Origin of the sequence: Hansschlegelia sp., assembly GCF_035538955.1 — a bacterium.
In the GTDB taxonomy this organism is placed as follows: domain Bacteria; phylum Pseudomonadota; class Alphaproteobacteria; order Rhizobiales; family Methylopilaceae; genus Methylopila.
On record NZ_DATLJK010000008.1, the window covers coordinates 128874 to 144524 of the forward strand.

12 protein-coding genes are annotated in these 15651 nt (G+C 70.0%); 6 read left to right on the forward strand and 6 right to left on the reverse strand.

Features of this window, described 5'->3' with window-relative positions:
• Nucleotide 1: 1 nt before the first annotated feature.
• Nucleotides 2–1828, reverse strand: a complete 1827-nt coding sequence (locus VM780_RS03860) for an ABC transporter transmembrane domain-containing protein (protein ID WP_325445313.1) — start codon at nucleotides 1826–1828, stop codon at nucleotides 2–4.
• Between the two features lie 199 nt (nucleotides 1829–2027).
• Here VM780_RS03860 and rpmE point away from each other — a divergent pair, with 199 nt between their 5' ends.
• Nucleotides 2028–2258: a 50S ribosomal protein L31 gene (gene rpmE / locus VM780_RS03865; RefSeq protein WP_325445315.1), complete on the forward strand. Its 231-nt coding sequence runs from the start codon at nucleotides 2028–2030 to the stop codon at nucleotides 2256–2258.
• Nucleotides 2259–2322: 64 nt separating this feature from the next.
• Here rpmE and VM780_RS03870 read toward each other — a convergent pair whose 3' ends face one another.
• A complete protein-coding gene (locus VM780_RS03870) occupies nucleotides 2323–2850 on the reverse strand; it encodes a DUF1465 family protein (RefSeq protein ID WP_325445317.1) in 528 nt (175 codons plus the stop codon).
• Between the two features lie 270 nt (nucleotides 2851–3120).
• Complete coding sequence (locus VM780_RS03875; RefSeq protein ID WP_325445319.1) at nucleotides 3121–3321, reverse strand: DUF1192 domain-containing protein; 201 nt, start codon at nucleotides 3319–3321, stop codon at nucleotides 3121–3123.
• Between the two features lie 240 nt (nucleotides 3322–3561).
• Between VM780_RS03875 and VM780_RS03880 the strand changes: the two genes are divergently transcribed.
• Nucleotides 3562–4254, forward strand: coding sequence for a DUF1013 domain-containing protein (locus VM780_RS03880; RefSeq protein ID WP_325445322.1), 693 nt, complete (start codon nucleotides 3562–3564; stop codon nucleotides 4252–4254).
• 184 nt (nucleotides 4255–4438) lie between these two features.
• The gene (locus VM780_RS03885; protein WP_325445324.1) at nucleotides 4439–6031 is read left to right on the forward strand and encodes a hypothetical protein; all 1593 of its coding nucleotides are present in this window, start codon (nucleotides 4439–4441) and stop codon (nucleotides 6029–6031) included.
• On the opposite strand, the gene VM780_RS03890 is transcribed toward VM780_RS03885, so the two are convergent.
• Nucleotides 6028–7920, reverse strand: a complete 1893-nt coding sequence (locus VM780_RS03890) for a propionyl-CoA synthetase (protein WP_325445326.1) — start codon at nucleotides 7918–7920, stop codon at nucleotides 6028–6030. The genes VM780_RS03885 and VM780_RS03890 overlap by 4 nt on opposite strands.
• A 98-nt stretch (nucleotides 7921–8018) precedes the next feature.
• Between VM780_RS03890 and VM780_RS03895 the strand changes: the two genes are divergently transcribed.
• Nucleotides 8019–8813, forward strand: coding sequence for an EAL domain-containing protein (locus VM780_RS03895; protein ID WP_414652782.1), 795 nt, complete (start codon nucleotides 8019–8021; stop codon nucleotides 8811–8813).
• 305 nt (nucleotides 8814–9118) lie between these two features.
• Nucleotides 9119–9955: a DUF1206 domain-containing protein gene (locus VM780_RS03900; RefSeq protein WP_325445329.1), complete on the forward strand. Its 837-nt coding sequence runs from the start codon at nucleotides 9119–9121 to the stop codon at nucleotides 9953–9955.
• A gap of 2 nt (nucleotides 9956–9957) precedes the next feature.
• Here the strand turns inward: VM780_RS03900 and putA are convergent, their stop codons facing one another.
• A complete protein-coding gene (gene putA, locus VM780_RS03905; RefSeq protein ID WP_325445331.1) occupies nucleotides 9958–13611 on the reverse strand; it encodes a bifunctional proline dehydrogenase/L-glutamate gamma-semialdehyde dehydrogenase PutA in 3654 nt (1217 codons plus the stop codon).
• 63 nt (nucleotides 13612–13674) lie between these two features.
• Between putA and VM780_RS03910 the strand changes: the two genes are divergently transcribed.
• Nucleotides 13675–15189, forward strand: coding sequence for an aldehyde dehydrogenase family protein (locus tag VM780_RS03910; RefSeq protein WP_325445333.1), 1515 nt, complete (start codon nucleotides 13675–13677; stop codon nucleotides 15187–15189).
• A 9-nt stretch (nucleotides 15190–15198) separates the two neighbouring features.
• Here VM780_RS03910 and VM780_RS03915 read toward each other — a convergent pair whose 3' ends face one another.
• Nucleotides 15199–15651 carry an NfeD family protein gene (locus VM780_RS03915; RefSeq protein ID WP_325445335.1) on the reverse strand — a complete coding sequence of 151 codons (453 nt, stop codon included), beginning with the start codon at nucleotides 15649–15651 and terminating at the stop codon, nucleotides 15199–15201.

Sequence of the window (15651 nt, forward strand, 5' to 3'; positions counted from 1 at the left end):
CTCAGCCGGCCGCGGTCTCCGCGCGGCGCATGCGCTCATGGCCGCCGAACTGCAGCTCGGCGAGGCGCGCATAGAGGCCGCGCCGCGCGACGAGCTCGGCATGGGCGCCCTCCTCGACGATCCGGCCGCCGTCGAGCACGACGATGCGATCGGCGGCGAGCACGGTCGCGAGCCGGTGGGCGATCACGAGGGTGGTGCGGCCGGCGCGGGTGGCGGCGAGCGCCTCCTGGACCAGCGTCTCGCTTTCGGCGTCGAGCGCGGAGGTGGCTTCGTCGAGCAGCAGCACCGGCGCGTCCTTCAGCAGCGCGCGCGCGAGCGCGATCCGCTGGCGCTGCCCGCCGGAAAGGTTGACGCCACGCTCGCCGAGCGGCGTGTCGTAGCCCTGCGGGAGTTTGGACACGAAGCGCTCGCAGCCGGCCAGCCGCGCGGCGGCTTCGACGTCGGCGTCGGCGGCCTCGTCCTGGCCGAGCCGGATGTTGTCGCGCACGCTCGCGGCGAAGATCACCGGATCCTGCGGCACCAGCGCGATGCGGGAGCGGATCTCGGCGAGCGCCGCCTCGCGCAGATCGACGCCGTCGAGCGTCACCCGCCCGCTGAGCGGGTCGTAGAACCGCAGCGCGAGGTGGAACAGCGTGCTCTTGCCCGCGCCGGACGGTCCGACGATCGCGACGGTCTCGCCCGGCGCGACGGCGAGCGTAACGCCGTTCAGCACGCCGGCGGCGGGCTCGGCCGGATAGGAGAAGCCGACGTCCTCGAAGGCCAGCGCGCCGCGCGGCGGCGCCGGCAGCCGGCGCGGCGCGGCAGGGTCGGTCACCGCGGGCTGCGTCAGGAGCAACTCGTTCAGCCGCTCCGCGGAGCCCGCCGCCTGCGAGATCTCGCCCCAGACATTGGAGAGTTCGCCGATCGCCGCCGCGCCGAACACGGCGTAGAGCACGAACTGGCCGAGCGTGCCGGGCGTCATCTCGCCGGTCAGCACGCCGGTCGCGCCATACCACAGCACGCCGACCACGCTCGCGAAGATCAGGAAGATGGCGATGAAGGTCAGCACGGCGCGCGCGCTGATCGAGCCCTGCGCGGCCGCATAGGCGTCCTCGACCGCCGCCGAGAAGCGCGCGGTGACGCTGCGCTCGGCCGTGAAGGCCTGCACGCCGCGCATCGAGCCCACCGCTTCGGCGGCGAGCGCCGAAGCCTCGGCGAGCGTGTCCTGGGCGGCGCGGGAGCGGCGCCGGACCGAACGCCCGAAGGCCGCGAGCGGCAGCACGATCACCGGGATCGCGATCAGCACCATGGCGGAGAGCTTCGGGCTCGTGACCACCATCATCACGGCCGCGCCGATGAACAGGAACAGGTTTCTCAGCGCCTGGGAGGCGCTGACCCCGAAGGCGGACTTGATCTGGGTCGTATCGGCGGTGAGCCGCGAGACGATCTCGCCAGAGCGCGTGGCGTCGTAGAAGGCGGGCGACAGGCGTGTGAGGTGGGCGAACACCGCCTTGCGCAGATCCGCCACCACGCGCTCGCCGAGCGTGGTCACGAACCAGTAGCGGGCGGCGCTTGCGAGCGCGAGCACGGCGACGACCGCCAGCACCGCGCCGAAATAGGCGTCCACCATGCCCGGGTGGTCGCGCGAAAAACCGAAGTCGATCAGCCTGCGGACCGCGACCGGGATTGCGAGCGTCGCGGCCGAGGCGGCGGTCAGCGCCACGAGCGCGCCCAGGACCCGGCCCTTGTGGGCGAGCGCATAGGGCTTGAGGGCCGCGAGCGGCCTCAGCGAGCGGGAGCGGGGCGCGGCCGTCGTCTCGGCGTCAGCGGCGGAGCGGCGTCGAGCCATGGGCGCCCTTCTTTCGGGTGGTTCCAAGCTGCATGCGCGGCCTTATTGAGCCCTTGGGCGCCGAAGAACAAGCCCGCGCCCGGCTTCGTCCTGCGCGGTTGTTCGACGGCGGCCTTTGCGCTATAGGCTGCCGCCTTACGCCATCGCGACGATTTGAGACGCGCAGCGGCTTTTCGCGCGCAACCGATAGAGACGACCCATGAAGGCCGACATCCATCCCGACTACCATGCCATCAAGGTCGTGATGACCGATGGCACCGAGTACGAGACGCGTTCGACCTACGGCAAAGAGGGCGACACGCTCCAGCTCGACATCGATCCCAACACGCATCCGGCGTGGACCGGCGGCTCCGCCCAGCTGACTGACCGCGGCGGCCGGCTGTCGCGCTTCAACAAGCGCTTTGCGAATTTCGGCATCTCGAAGAAGTGACGCCGGCCTAACAAGCCCGGCCTGCCTGACCCCGGCCCTGCGGCCGGGGTTTTCGTTTGCGCCGTCAGCCGCGGCCGCCGAACGCCTGGCGCAGCAGCTCCATCTGGCCTTCGAGCGGATTGCGCGACGGCTCTTCGGCGACGAACTTCCCGTCGAGCTGGGCGTCGAGGATCTGGACCCGCTCCTGCAGCCGGCCGGCGCGCTCGACGATGTCGCGCAGACGCTCGGGGAGCCGCTCGAAGATGTCCGGCGACAAGGTCGACGCGATCGGGCTGAGGCGGACCTTGCGCTTCTCGTCCCGCGCCTGGTCGGCCGACATCTCGCCGTCATTGACCGCGCGCTGCACCAGCAGCCAGGAGGCGATCTGCATCAGCCGCGTGGTGAGCCGCATGCTCTCGGTGGCGTAGGCGATCGATTCCGGCCGGCCGAGATTGCGGGATTCGGACCGGCCATCGCCGTCCAGATAGGCGGCGGTCTCCTCGACCAGCGCCATGCCCTCGCGGAACAGCGAGGTGAAGCCCGCAGAGCCGACCAGCCGCGCGCCGAACGAGACCGCGCCGCCGTCATCCGCTTTCGCGGTTCTGTCCGTCATCCTCGCCACCCTTCCGGAACGCCACGCGGGCGCCGCACGCTTAGCGGCCCCCGATCCTCGCATCAACGCGGCCCAAGGGGCAAACGCCGGACCAATCGGCGGCTTGTCCCCAGCGCATGCGAAGCGAGGGTTACCGAATCGTTAAGCCAAAAAAAGGCCGCCGGGAGAGGCGGCCGCAGGCTGATCTAGGGAGGCGTCCCGAGTGGGCAGGAAAACCACTCGCCAATATTGAGCCGACCGAAAGGTTAACGTCCGGTTAAGGCCATCAGCCTAGAGGCGAAACAAGGAATCCGCCGCGCTCCGCTGCGCGGTCTTGGCGGCGATGGCCGCTTCGAGCCGCTCGATCTCCGACCTCAGAGCCGCAACCCGCTGCGTCAGATCCTCCACCGACAGGACCGAGAGATCCTGCCCGATCACATGCTCGCGCAGCGGGCCCGGGGTGCGGGGGAGATCGTCGTCGAACGCCGCCATGTCTCATCTCCTGTCGCGCCGGGCCCGGCACCGTGCCGCAGCGGGACGTCCGGCCGCAAGGGGCGGGCGCCTGAGTCCCGATCCGGCGCCGCCGTCCGTCCGGCGGGCGCGGCGCGCGAGGCCTGCCGGCTCCGTTGCGCCGCTATGCCGAAAGGCCTATATCGAGGCCATCCCGTCATCGAGATATCGGTCAGGGCTCCGTCGCAGTTCCGGCGGACGGAGCGAGAGGAGTTTTGCAAGATGTCGAACGCGCCGCTGATGCCGAAAGCGACCGCGGTCTGGCTTGTCGAGAACACGTCGCTGTCGTTCGCGCAGATCGCCGATTTCTGCAAACTGCACGAGCTCGAGGTGAAGGCGGTGGCCGACGGCGAGGCGGCGCAGGGCATCCGCGGGCTCGATCCGATCACGTCGGGCCAGTTGACCCGCGAAGAGCTCGAGCGCGGGCAGAAAGACCCGAACTATCGCCTCAACGTCGCCGTCTCGAAGGTGCGCCTGCCGCCGGTGAAGCCCCGCAAGGGACCGCGCTACACGCCGGTGTCGCGCCGCCAGGACCGTCCTAACGCGATCCTCTGGCTGGTGCGCAACCATCCGGAGCTCAAGGACAGCCAGATTATGCGGCTGGTCGGCACCACCAAGACCACGATCGCCGCGATCCGCGACCGCACCCACTGGAACGCGCAGAACCTCGCGCCGGCCGATCCGGTGACGCTCGGCCTGTGCTCCCAGATCGATCTGGACTTCGAGGTCAGCAAGGCCGCCAAGGCCAATCCGGACGCCGTCCTCCGCAAGGATGAGCCGGACGATACGCTGCTGCCGGCCGAGGTCACGACCGCCGAGCCGGCCGCGGAGGCCGAGCTCGACGTCCAGAGCGTGTTCGCCAAGCTCAACCAGCTCAAGCGCGACAACCCGGACGAGGACGAGGACGGCCGCTAACGCCGTCCGCCCGGCGAGGCGGCTTGCCGTCTCGTCGGGGCCTCTCACCACCGACCTCAGATTTTCTGAAAGCCGCCGGACCGGCTTCCGCCGGTACGTAGTTGTACGCCTTTTCCGATATACAATCTTAGGTAGCATTTCCCCAAGAGAGCTCGCGGTGCGGGCATGATCTGGGGGAACAACGATGGAAGCCTACCGGAGACGAGGCGCCGTCGTCGGCGTTCTGGGATTTCTCGGCTTCGCTGCGCTGGCGGCGCTGATCGGGCTGCTGGTCTTCACCGCGCTCGGCCGGCAGACCCAGCTGCTGTTTCCGATCGTGACGAGCCTGTTCCTCGCCGTCATCCTGCCGGTGACGACGATCGCGATCCGGCACCAGATCCGGCTGACGCGCATCAAGCTGATCAACCTGTTCGCGACCACGTTCAATCTCAGCAAGGCTGCACCGGGAGACCCTAGCCGCGGCAAGGCTCCGGTCTCGTTCGAGTTCGTGAAGGGCAAGTACTACGTCGATCTCGACCTGCGGGAGGGAGAGGAGCCGAAGCTCGAGGCGATCCCCCGCTTTCCGATGATGCTGCACGCGGACTGGATGCTGCTGGTCTGCGCGCTTCCCCTGATGGCGTATTCGTTCTTCTGGGGCTTCATCCTGTTCGCGCCGATCATCGAGGTGCTCGATCCCCAGAAGAGCATCAGCAGCTGGCTGTGGGCGAGCTTCCTCGCTCTCGGAGGAGCGCCGACAAAGCTCATCCGCCACCCCGAAATGTTCGCCGCCGCGCACGCCAATCTGCTGACCGTCGGCGCGTTCTGTTTCGCGGGCGCGTATTTCTACTGCGTCAGGCTGCTGCTCAGGGCGGTGGCGGTGTTCGACCTTTCCCCGCTCACCTTCCTGCGGGCGTTCGCCCATATGGTGCTCGCGACGACCCTTGCGGTGGTCCTCTACCGGGTGTTTCCGAGCGCCGAAGGCGCGGCCGATTTCATCAGGGAGAGCGCGGCTGCTGTCGGGCTCACAGACAAGCCTTCCGCCGGCGCCGGCCCGGACCCTCGCGACGGTGTCAATTCCGTCTGGCTGATGCTGTCCTTCGCGCTCGGCTTCGTGCCGGACTCGGCGCTGCAATATGTGCTGCAGCGCTCAGGCGTGCGTTTCAAGGCGCAATATGTCGAGCTCGAAGATCACGCCAAGACGATCCCGCTGACGATCCTCGACGGCATAGACGCCTTCACGGCGTTCCGGCTCGAAGAGTCCAACATCTTCGATGTGCAGAACCTCGCGACCGCCAATCCGATCATGGTCCACATCGAAAACCCGTATGGGATCTATGAGGCCATCGACTGGGTGGCGCAGGCCCAGCTCTGCACGGTCGTCGGGCCGGAACGCTTTCTGCTGCTCAAGTCCTACAACGTTCGCACGATCTTCGACCTCGAGCGCGCCGTGTTCCCGAAGGACGAAGACGAGACGCTGATCGAGCTCGTCGGCACGGTTCTGCTCAGCGATTACGACCGCAATGTTCGCTGCCGGAGCGGCTTCAGGCTCGCACCCACCTACGCGGGGTCGGCTCCCGCGGACGGGCGCGACCGCTTCGCCTTCACGGCCTCGGCGTTGTCGACCGAGGGCGTTCGGCGCCTTGTCCGCCTGATGATGGACGATCTGCACGTTCATCGTCTGCGGCAGATCTGGATGCTCATCGCCGCGGAACTCGGCGTGAAGTATGAGCGGCTGGATGGCCCTCAGTGCGCTCGCAAAGGCGTCGGAGCGCCCGACGAGCTCCTCCCGCCGCGCTAGCGCCGGTCCGCGAGCGCCCCCCCGATGTCGTCGAGGGCGCTGGGGTCCTCGATCGTCGCCGGCATGGTCCAGTCTTCGCCGTCGGCGATCTTCTGGATCGTGCCGCGCAGGATCTTGCCGGAGCGCGTCTTGGGCAGGCGCGGCACCGTCACCGCGTGCTTGAACGAGGCGACCGGGCCGACCCGGTCGCGCACCAGCGCGACGATCTCGCGTTCGATCTGCTCCGCCGATTTCTCGACTCCGGCCTTCAGCACCACGAAGCCGAGCGGCGTCTGGCCCTTCAGCGCGTCGGCGACGCCGACCACGGCGCACTCCGCGACGTCGGGGTGGCTGGCGATCGCCTCCTCCATACCGCCGGTCGACAGCCGGTGCCCCGCGACATTGATGATGTCGTCGGTGCGGGCCATGAAGAACACATAGCCGTCCTCGTCGATGAAGCCTGCGTCCGAGGTCTGGTAGTAGCCCGGGAAGCCGGCGAGATAGGCCGACCGGAAGCGCGCCTCGTCGTTCCACAGCGTCGGCAGGCAGCCCGGCGGCAGCGGCAGGCGGATCACGATGTTGCCGAGCGTTCCGGGCGCGACCTCATGGCCCGCGTCGTCCAGGATCCGCACGTCGTAGCCCGGCATCGGCACGGTCGGCGAGCCGTGCTTCACCGGCAGCAGGCCGAGGCCGAGCGGGTTCGCCACGATCGCCCAGCCGGTCTCGGTCTGCCAGCAATGGTCGATCACCGGAACTCCGAGCAGCTTTTCGGCCCAGGCGACGGTCGCGGGATCGGCGCGTTCGCCGGCCAGGAACAGCGCGCGCATCCTCGATAGATCGTGGCCCGCGAGTTTGTCGCCGCTCGGGTCCTCCTTCTTGACGGCGCGGATCGCGGTCGGCGCGGTGAACAGCGCGACCGCGCCATGCTCGGCGGCGACCCGCCACAGCGCGCCGGCGTCAGGCGTGCCGACGGGCTTGCCCTCATAGAGAATGGTCGTGCAGCCCGCGAGCAGCGGCGCATAGACGATGTAGGAATGTCCCACCACCCAGCCGATGTCGGAGGCGCAGAAGAAGGTTTCCCCGGCCTTCACCCCGTAGAGCGCCTCCATCGACCAGGCGAGCGCGACCAGATAGCCGCCGGTGTCGCGCACCACGCCCTTTGGCGTTCCGGTCGTGCCGGAGGTGTAGAGGATGTAGAGCGGGTCGGTCGCCCGCATGGGCTCGCACTGAGTCTCACGGCCGCGGGCGGCCTCGCGCAGCGCCGCCCAGTCATGGTCGCGGCCGGCGACGAGCTCCGCGTCGAGCTGCGGCCGCTGCAGCAGGACGACCGCGTCGGGCGCGTGGCTCGACAGCCGGATCGCCTCGTCGAGCAGCGGCTTGTAGGCGACCTTTCTGGTCGGCTCGATGCCGCAGGAGGCGGTGAGGATCACCTTGGGCTTGGCGTCGTCGATGCGCTTGGCGAGTTCGTTCGCCGCAAAGCCGCCGAACACCACCGAATGAATGGCGCCGAGCCGCGCGCAGGCGAACATGCCGACGACCGCCTCCGGGACCATCGGCATGTAGATCACGACGCGGTCGCCCTTGCGGACCCCCAGATCCTGCAGGATCGCGGCGAAGCTCGACACCTCGTCGAGTAGCTCGGAATAGCTGTAGGTCCGCTTCGCGCCGGTGACCGGGCTGTCATAGATCAGCGCCGCCCGCTCCCCCCGGCCATCCTCCACGTGACGGTCGAGCGCGTTGTGGCAGGCGTTGGTCATTCCGTCCGGGAACCAGCGGCCATAGGCCCCGAGCGCGGGATCGAAGGCCTTGAGCGGCTTCTCGAACCAGTCGATCGCCTCCGCGGCCTTCAGCCAAAATCCGTCCCGATCGTCCAGCGAAGCCTTGTAGACGTCGTAATACTTGCTCGTCATCGAACGCATCCTGCCCGCGGAGTAACCGGCTCGTAAGATTTTGGCCGCAGGGTGGTAGCCGAGCACCAAACCCCAACTCCTCTTGCTGAAAGAATGGCATGACCGAGGGACAGGAATCATCTGATCTCTTGGCGGAGACCGGCTGCCCCGGATGCCGCGCCCCCTTCGAGACCGCCATCACGATGGCGTTCCAGCCGATCGTGGACGTCGCCGACGGATCGGTCTTCGCCTATGAGGCGCTGGTGCGCGGCGCCGACGGCTCCGGCGCAGGCGCCGTGCTCTCGCGCGTCACGCCCGACAACCGCTTCGCCTTCGACCAGCTCTGCCGCCGAACCGCGGTCGAGCACGCCGCCCGGCTCGGGATCGAGAGCCGGGTCAGCATCAACTTCATGCCCAACGCGGTCTACCAGCCGAGCCTCTGCCTCGGCACCACGCTCGCCGCCGCCCGCCGGCACGCCTTCCCGATCGAGCGCATTATGTTCGAGGTGACGGAAGGCGAGCGGATCGAGGACCGGCCGCATCTCGTCCGCATCCTCAACGAGTACAAGCGGCAGGGCTTCACGACCGCAATCGACGATTTCGGCGCCGGGCATTCGGGCCTCAACCTGCTCGCCGAGTTCCAGCCGGACGTGATCAAGCTCGACATGGATCTGGTCCGCGGCATCGCGAACGACCGCCCCCGCCAGGCGATCGTGGCGAGCATCGTGCGCATGGCGCGCGAGCTGAAGATCGAGCTCATCGCCGAAGGCATCGAGACCGACGCCGAGTTCCGCCGCCTGCACGAGATGGGCGTCAGGCTGATGCAGGGCTATCTGTTCGCCCGGCCTGGCTTCGAAATCCTGCCGACCGTGAACCTGCGGCCGCTCGGCGCGCGCGCCGCCGCCGTCGCCTGAAAAGAAGAAGGGCCGCCCCCGGAGGGACGGCCCTTCACATTGCAGATCGCGGCTTCGAGAAGGCCGCGGCCTTCGCCTTGATCAGGCGTGAATCCCGGCTGAGGCCAAGATCCAGGTCACGGCGTTCTGCGAACGGCGATTGGCGCAATGAGACACTGGATCACCTCCTTTCGGTTGTTGACGACAGCGCCAATGTGGGGCGGGCGGTCCGCGCCTGCAAGCTAACAGCGAGCGCGCATTAGCTTTTTTCCACTTCTGCTGCGCTCCCGACTTGAAGGTCGGCCGCCGCGACCGATGATCCTTGGGTGACGCCGCCCACCGCCCTTCGCCTCGAACATTTCGCCCGCGCCGGATTTGCGGCGCGCGGCGTCGTGTACTGCCTGGTGGGCGGGCTCGCGCTCCTGGCCGCGATAGGTTCCGGCGGCGATGTCGGCGGCGGCAAGAGCGCGCTGCGCTCGCTGCTCGGCCAGCCCTTCGGCGCGGCGATGCTGTTCGCGGTCGGGCTGGGCCTCGCCTTCTTCGCCATCTGGCGGCTCGTCGAGGCGGCGGCCGACGCCGACGGCTGCGGCTCGTCGGCCAAGGGGCTTGCGACGCGCGCCGTCCACGCGCTGAGCGGCCTCGCCAATGGCGCCCTCGCGGTTTCGGCGATCAGCCTTGCGCTCGGCCTCGGCTTCAGCTCCGGCGGCGACGATCAGGCTGCGCAGGACTGGACCGAATGGGCGCTCGCGCATTCCTTCGGGCGCTGGCTCGTTGCGGCTGTCGGACTGGGCTTCGTCGTCGGCGGCTGCATCCACGCGCTGAAGGGCTGGCGCGGCGACGTGCTGAAGCGGCTCTCCGTTCCGCCCGCGCGGGAGCGGCTTGCGCGAAACCTGGGGCGGGTCGGCTATGCGGCCCGAGGACTGACCTTCATCCTGATCGGCGGCTTTCTTGCGCTCGCGGCCCTGCACGGCAATTCCAAGGAGGCGAAGGGACTTGGCGGCGCGCTGCAGAGCCTCGAAAGCCAGCCCTACGGATGGGCGCTGCTCGGCGCCGTCGCGCTCGGCCTGTTCGCCTTCGGAGCGTTTGGCGTGGTGCAGGCGCTTTACCGGCGCATCAACGTTCCGGACCTGCCCGACGCGACCGAGGCGCTGCAGCGCGCCTGAGTTCAGGGCGCGAGCGACATCAGGCTCGCGTCGCCGCCTACCGCCGCGATGTTCACGCTGACGCTGCGTTCGGCCACGAGCCATTCGAGCCCGATCGCGTCGTCGCCCGCCGGGGCCGGGACCACATGGACCGGCGTGACAGGTCCGGGCCGGGCCGCCATCTCGCGCAGCAGCGCAAGCGTCTCCTCCGGCTGATCCTCGACAAGAGCTGCGGCCAACGGCCGTGACCGGTCCAACCGCGCGAGGCGCACGACGGCTGAAAGATCCTCGGGCAGGCCGTCGAGCAGCGCCTCGACCTGCGGCGGCGCGTCGACCAGCGCGACATTGCCGGTCGCGAGCGCGGCGCCGATCTGGACGAACAGAGCTTCGGCGCTCCGCGCGCGGCACAGCAGCGCGCCGCGCGGGCGGAGCTCATAGACGTTCTGTTCGCCGACCGGGCCAGGCAGCTTCAGGCTGAGCCCGAGCGGAGAGCGCGCCGCGAGCCGACGGCAGCGCGCCGCGGCGTCCTCGAAGCCGGCTTCGAACAGCCACTGCGCCCAAGGGTCAGCGGCCGGGGCCGCCTCGCCGACGAGCTCCGGATCCGGCACCGTCCAGGCGAGCAGCCGCCGCAGATAGAGCGGCCCGCCGGCTTTCGGCCCGGTTCCCGACAGCCCATGGCCGCCGAAGGGCTGAGCCCCCACCACCGCGCCAATGATGTTGCGGTTGACGTAGACATTGCCGGCCGCGATCCGGGCCAGGGCGCGGGTCATCGTCTCGTCGATCCGGGTGTGCAGCCCGAAGGTGAGCGCGTAGCCGGTCGCGTTGAGCTCGTCGATCAGTTCGTCCAGTTGGTCGCGGGCGTAGCGGACGACGTGCAGCGTCGGTCCGAACACTTCGCGCCGCAGCTCCGACACCCGCGGAATCTCGATCAGCGTCGGCGCCACGAAAGTCCCGGCCGCGCAATCCCCCGGCAGCGGCGCGCGGGTGACCACGAAGCCGCGCTGGCGCATGGCCTCGACATGCGCCTCGATCGTCCGCCGCGCCTCCCCGGAGATCACCGGTCCGACGTCGGTGGCCAACCTGGCGGGATCGCCGACCGCGAGCTCCGCCATCGCGCCCTTCAGCATGCCGAGAAGCCGGTCCGCGACCTCCTCCTGCAGGCACAGCACCCGCAGCGCCGAGCAGCGCTGGCCGGCGGAGTCGAAGGCGGAGGCTAGCGCATCCGTCACGACCTGCTCGGGCAGCGCCGAGGAGTCCGCGATCAGCGCGTTCTGCCCTCCCGTCTCGGCGATGAGCGGAACCGGCGCGCCGTTCGGCCCGAGCCTCCGCGACAGCTGCTTCTGGATGAGCCGCGCGACCTCGGTCGAGCCGGTGAACAGCACGCCCTGCACGCGCGGATCGTCCACCAGCGCCGCACCGACCTCGCCGCCACCCGGAGCGAGCTGCAGCGCGTCCTTCGGGACCCCCGCCTCGTGCAGCAGCGCGACCGCAGCGGCGGCCGTCAGCGGCGTTTCCTCGGCGGGCTTGGCCAGAACCGCGTCGCCGGCCGCAAGCGCCGCCGCGACCTGTCCGGTGAAGATCGAGAGCGGGAAATTCCACGGGCTGATGCAGACGACGGGCCCGAGCGGCCGGTGCGCGGCTTCCGACCAGCCGCGGATTTGGCCCGCATAATAGCGCAGGAAGTCGACCGCCTCGCGCAGTTCGGCGAGCGCGTTCGGCGCTGTGCGGCCCGCCTCGCGGACGATGAGGCCGATCAGTTCGCCGCGCCGCGCCTCCATCAGCGCAGCGGCGCGCTCCAGAATGGCCGCCCGGACCATCGGCGGGCTCTCGGGCCAGCGCGTCGCGGCCTGCTCCGCCCGGTCGAGCATCTCGACGACGGCCGCGGGCGAGGCCTCCGCCACATGGCCGACGACGTCGTCGGGCCGGGCCGGATTGCGGACCGGCCGGGGCATCCCCTCCCCGGCCGCAGGGGCTGCGGACCAGTCCGCGCGTCCGCTGGCGTCGAGACCCTCGGCCAAACCGGCGAGAGCGCGCTCGTCCGAAAAGTCGAGACCCGCCGCGTTCACGCGCTCGGGCGCGAACAGATCGGCGGGCGCGGCGATCGCCTCGTGCGGCGCGCCGACCGGTGAAACGGCGCGCGCCGCCGCGACCGGGTCGGCGAGCAGTTCCGCCGGCGGGACCGTCTCGTCCGTGATGCGGTTGACGAAGGAGGAGTTCGCGCCGTTCTCGAGCAGCCGCCGCACCAGATAGGCGAGCAGCGTCTCATGGTCGCCGACGGGCGCATAGATGCGGCACGGCCTTCCGAGCTTCGCCGGGCCCACGACCTCCTCGTAGAGCGGCTCGCCCATGCCGTGCAGGCACTGGAACTCGTAGTCCTCCGGCGGCCTGTCGCGCCCGGCCATTTCGAGCACCGAGGCGAGCGTCATCGCATTATGGGTGGCGAATTGCGGGTAGAGCGCGTCGCCCGCCGCCAGCATCTTTCGCGCGCAGGCGAGGAAGCTGACGTCGGTGTGGACTTTTCGGGTGAAGACCGGGAAGTCCGCGAGCCCCAGCGTCTGCGCGCGCTTGATCTCGCTGTCCCAATAGGCGCCCTTGACTAGACGCGTCATGATCCGGCGGTCCGAGCGCCGGGCGAGATCGGCGAGCCAGTCGATCACGAAAGGCGCGCGCTTCATGTAGGCCTGCACCACGAATCCGGCCCCGTCCCAGCCGGCGAGCTCCGGGTCGAGGCAGAGCGCCTCGAACACGTCGAGCGACAGCTCCAGCCGGTCCGCTTCCTCGGCGTCGATGTTGAGGCCGATGTCGACATCGCGCGCCATCCGGGCGAGCGCCGTAAGCCGCGGGACGAGCTCCGCCATCACCCGGCCGCGTTGCGCGCGCTGGTACCGCGGATGCAGGGCGGACAGCTTGATCGAGATGCCCGGCCCTTCGCGCCAACCGCGGCCGGCAGCCTCCTGACCGATCGCGCCGATCGCCTCTCGATAGGCCTCGAAATAGTTCTGCGCGTCGGCGGCGGTCAGCGCCGCCTCGCCCAGCATGTCGAAGGAATGCCGGAAGCCAGCGCGCTCGCGTCTTCGGGCGCGACCCAGCGCCTCCTCGATCGTGCGGCCGGTGACGAACTGCTCCCCGAGCAGGCGCATCGCGAGGTCGACCGCCGCCCGCACCAGCGGCTCGCCGCCGCGCGCCACGAGCCGCTTCAGCGCTCCCCAAAGAGTCGCATCCTCGGCGGGCGCGGCCAGCCGGCCGGTGACCAGCAGGCCCCAGGTGGCGGCGTTCACGGACAGCGACGGGCTGTGGCCGAGATGCGCGCGCCAGTCGCCGCGACCGATCTTCTCGCGGATCAGCGCATCCCGCGTCGCGGCGTCCGGGATGCGCAGCAGCGCCTCGGCCAGGCACATCAGCGCGACGCCCTCCTGGCTCGACAGCGAGAATTCGTGGATCAGCCCCTCCATGCCCTCGAAGGAGCGCTTGGCGCGCAACGCCTCGACGAGACGGCCGGCAGTCGCCTGCGCCGCAGCGATCTGTTCGGGCGCAAGACGCGCCGCCTCGATCAGCGGCGGCACGCAATCCGGCTCCGGGCGAAGGTTCGCGGCCGTGATCGCGGCGCGCAGAGGCCCGCGCTCGGGCAGCTCCACGAAGTCCGCAAAGGGCCTCCCGGCCGGGAAGGACTTCTGCATGCGATGGCCCTCGTCTTGCGGGCCCGCTTCTGCGCGGCCCCGCTCTCCTGATATGGGAGAGCGATGACGCTCCGCACCTCGCTCGCCGTCGAGACCGAAACGCTGCTCGTGGCGCTCGGCGCCGCGCCGCCGGCGGATGGAACTCTCGAGGTGCGCTCGCCGATCGACGGGCGACCGATCGGCCGCGTCGCCGAGGACGGCCCGGCGGACGCCGCGGCGAAGATCGCGGCCGCGCACCGCGCCTTCCCGGCGTGGCGCGACACGCCGGCCCCCGTCCGCGGCGAGCTGGTGCGGCTGTTCGGCGAGGAGCTGCGCGTCCACAAGGCGGCGCTGGGCGGGCTCGTCACCATCGAGTGCGGCAAGATACTTTCCGAGGGCCTCGGAGAGGTCCAGGAGATGATCGACATCTGCGACTTCGCGGTCGGCCTCTCGCGCCAGCTTCACGGGCTCACCATCGCGAGCGAGCGCCCCGGCCACCGCATGATGGAGACCTGGCACCCGCTCGGCCCGGTCGGGATCATCTCGGCCTTCAACTTCCCCGTGGCGGTCTGGGCCTGGAACGCGGCGCTCGCGCTCGTCTGCGGGAACCCGATCGTCTGGAAGCCGTCGGAGAAGACGCCGCTCACCGCCCTCGCCTGCCAGGCGCTCTTCCAACGCGCCGCCGCCCGCTTCGCGCGCGCGCCCGAAAACCTGTCGAGCGTGCTGGTCGGCGGTCCAGACGTGGGTCAGGCGCTGGTCGACCATCCGGCGGTTCCGCTCGTCTCCGCCACCGGCTCGACCCAGATGGGCCGCGCCGTCGCGCCCCGCCTGGCCGGCCGTTTCGCGCGCGCGATCCTCGAACTCGGCGGCAACAATGGCGCGATCGTCTGTCCTTCGGCGGACATCGACCTGACCGTACGCGCCGTCGCATTCGCCGCGATGGGCACGGCCGGCCAGCGCTGCACCACGCTGCGGCGGCTGTTCGTGCACGACGCGGTCTATGACGCTCTGCTGCGGCGCCTGAAGGCCGCCTATGCGAGCGTCGCGGTCGGAAATCCGCTGGACGAGCGGACGCTGGTCGGGCCGCTGATCGACGGCGCGGCGTTCGAGGACATGCGGGCCGCCCTCGCCGTCGCGGAGACCGCCGGCGGCGTGGTCTATGGCGGCGAGCGCGTGGAGACTGAAGATCCGGACGCGTTCTATGTCCGGCCTGCGCTGGTCGAAGCGCCGGAGCAGGCCGGACCGGTGCTGCAGGAGACCTTCGCGCCGATCCTCTACGTCATGCGCCATTCGGAGCTCGACACGGCGATCCGGCTGCACAACGCCGTCGGCCAGGGCCTGTCGTCCTCGATCTTCACCAACGATCTGCGCGAGGCGGAGCTGTTCCTGTCCGCCCGCGGCTCCGACTGCGGCATCGCCAACGTCAATATCGGCCCGTCCGGCGCGGAGATCGGCGGCGCGTTCGGCGGCGAGAAGGACACCGGCGGCGGCCGCGAGTCCGGCTCGGACGCCTGGAGGGCCTACATGCGGCGCGCGACCAACACGATCAATTTCGGCGGCGCCCTGCCGCTCGCGCAGGGCGTGCGGTTCGACCTCTAGGAGGCGCGGTCAGACCTCAGGAAGCACCAGCAGGGTGGCGCCGTCGACCGCGACGACCTTGACGCGCGTGCCGGACGGCAGGTCCGGCCCGGAGATCCGCCACGACGTGTCGTCGATCCTGACCCGGCCGTCGCCGCCGGCGATCGGCGCCTCGAGGGTGAACACCCTGCCGATCTGGCGCTCGGCCCGCCGGTTCAGCATGGGCCGCTCGTCGCTTGGCTCGTCGCGGGGTCGGCCGATGCGCCACCAGGCGATCGCGGCCACGAGCCCAAGCACCGCGAAGGCCACCAGTTCGATCTGCCAGCCCGGATCGAACAGGAAGGCCACGAAGCCGACCAGGATCGCCGCGATGCCGAGCCACAGCAGCACGCTGCCCGGGATGATCAGTTCCGCCGTCAGCAGCAGCAGGCCGAACACGAACCAGCGCCAGGCGCCCAGCGCGACGACAACGTTCGGGAGCAT

Coding starts and splice junctions, on each gene's coding strand:
- VM780_RS03860 (WP_325445313.1), bottom strand. CDS start 1,828: ATGGCTCGACGCCGCTCCGCCGCTGACGCCGAGACGACGGCCGCGCCC.
- rpmE (WP_325445315.1), top strand. CDS start 2,028: ATGAAGGCCGACATCCATCCCGACTACCATGCCATCAAGGTCGTGATG.
- VM780_RS03870 (WP_325445317.1), bottom strand. CDS start 2,850: ATGACGGACAGAACCGCGAAAGCGGATGACGGCGGCGCGGTCTCGTTC.
- VM780_RS03875 (WP_325445319.1), bottom strand. CDS start 3,321: ATGGCGGCGTTCGACGACGATCTCCCCCGCACCCCGGGCCCGCTGCGC.
- VM780_RS03880 (WP_325445322.1), top strand. CDS start 3,562: ATGTCGAACGCGCCGCTGATGCCGAAAGCGACCGCGGTCTGGCTTGTC.
- VM780_RS03885 (WP_325445324.1), top strand. CDS start 4,439: ATGGAAGCCTACCGGAGACGAGGCGCCGTCGTCGGCGTTCTGGGATTT.
- VM780_RS03890 (WP_325445326.1), bottom strand. CDS start 7,920: ATGACGAGCAAGTATTACGACGTCTACAAGGCTTCGCTGGACGATCGG.
- VM780_RS03895 (WP_414652782.1), top strand. CDS start 8,019: ATGACCGAGGGACAGGAATCATCTGATCTCTTGGCGGAGACCGGCTGC.
- putA (WP_325445331.1), bottom strand. CDS start 13,611: ATGCAGAAGTCCTTCCCGGCCGGGAGGCCCTTTGCGGACTTCGTGGAG.
- VM780_RS03910 (WP_325445333.1), top strand. CDS start 13,675: ATGACGCTCCGCACCTCGCTCGCCGTCGAGACCGAAACGCTGCTCGTG.
- VM780_RS03915 (WP_325445335.1), bottom strand. CDS start 15,651: ATGCTCCCGAACGTTGTCGTCGCGCTGGGCGCCTGGCGCTGGTTCGTG.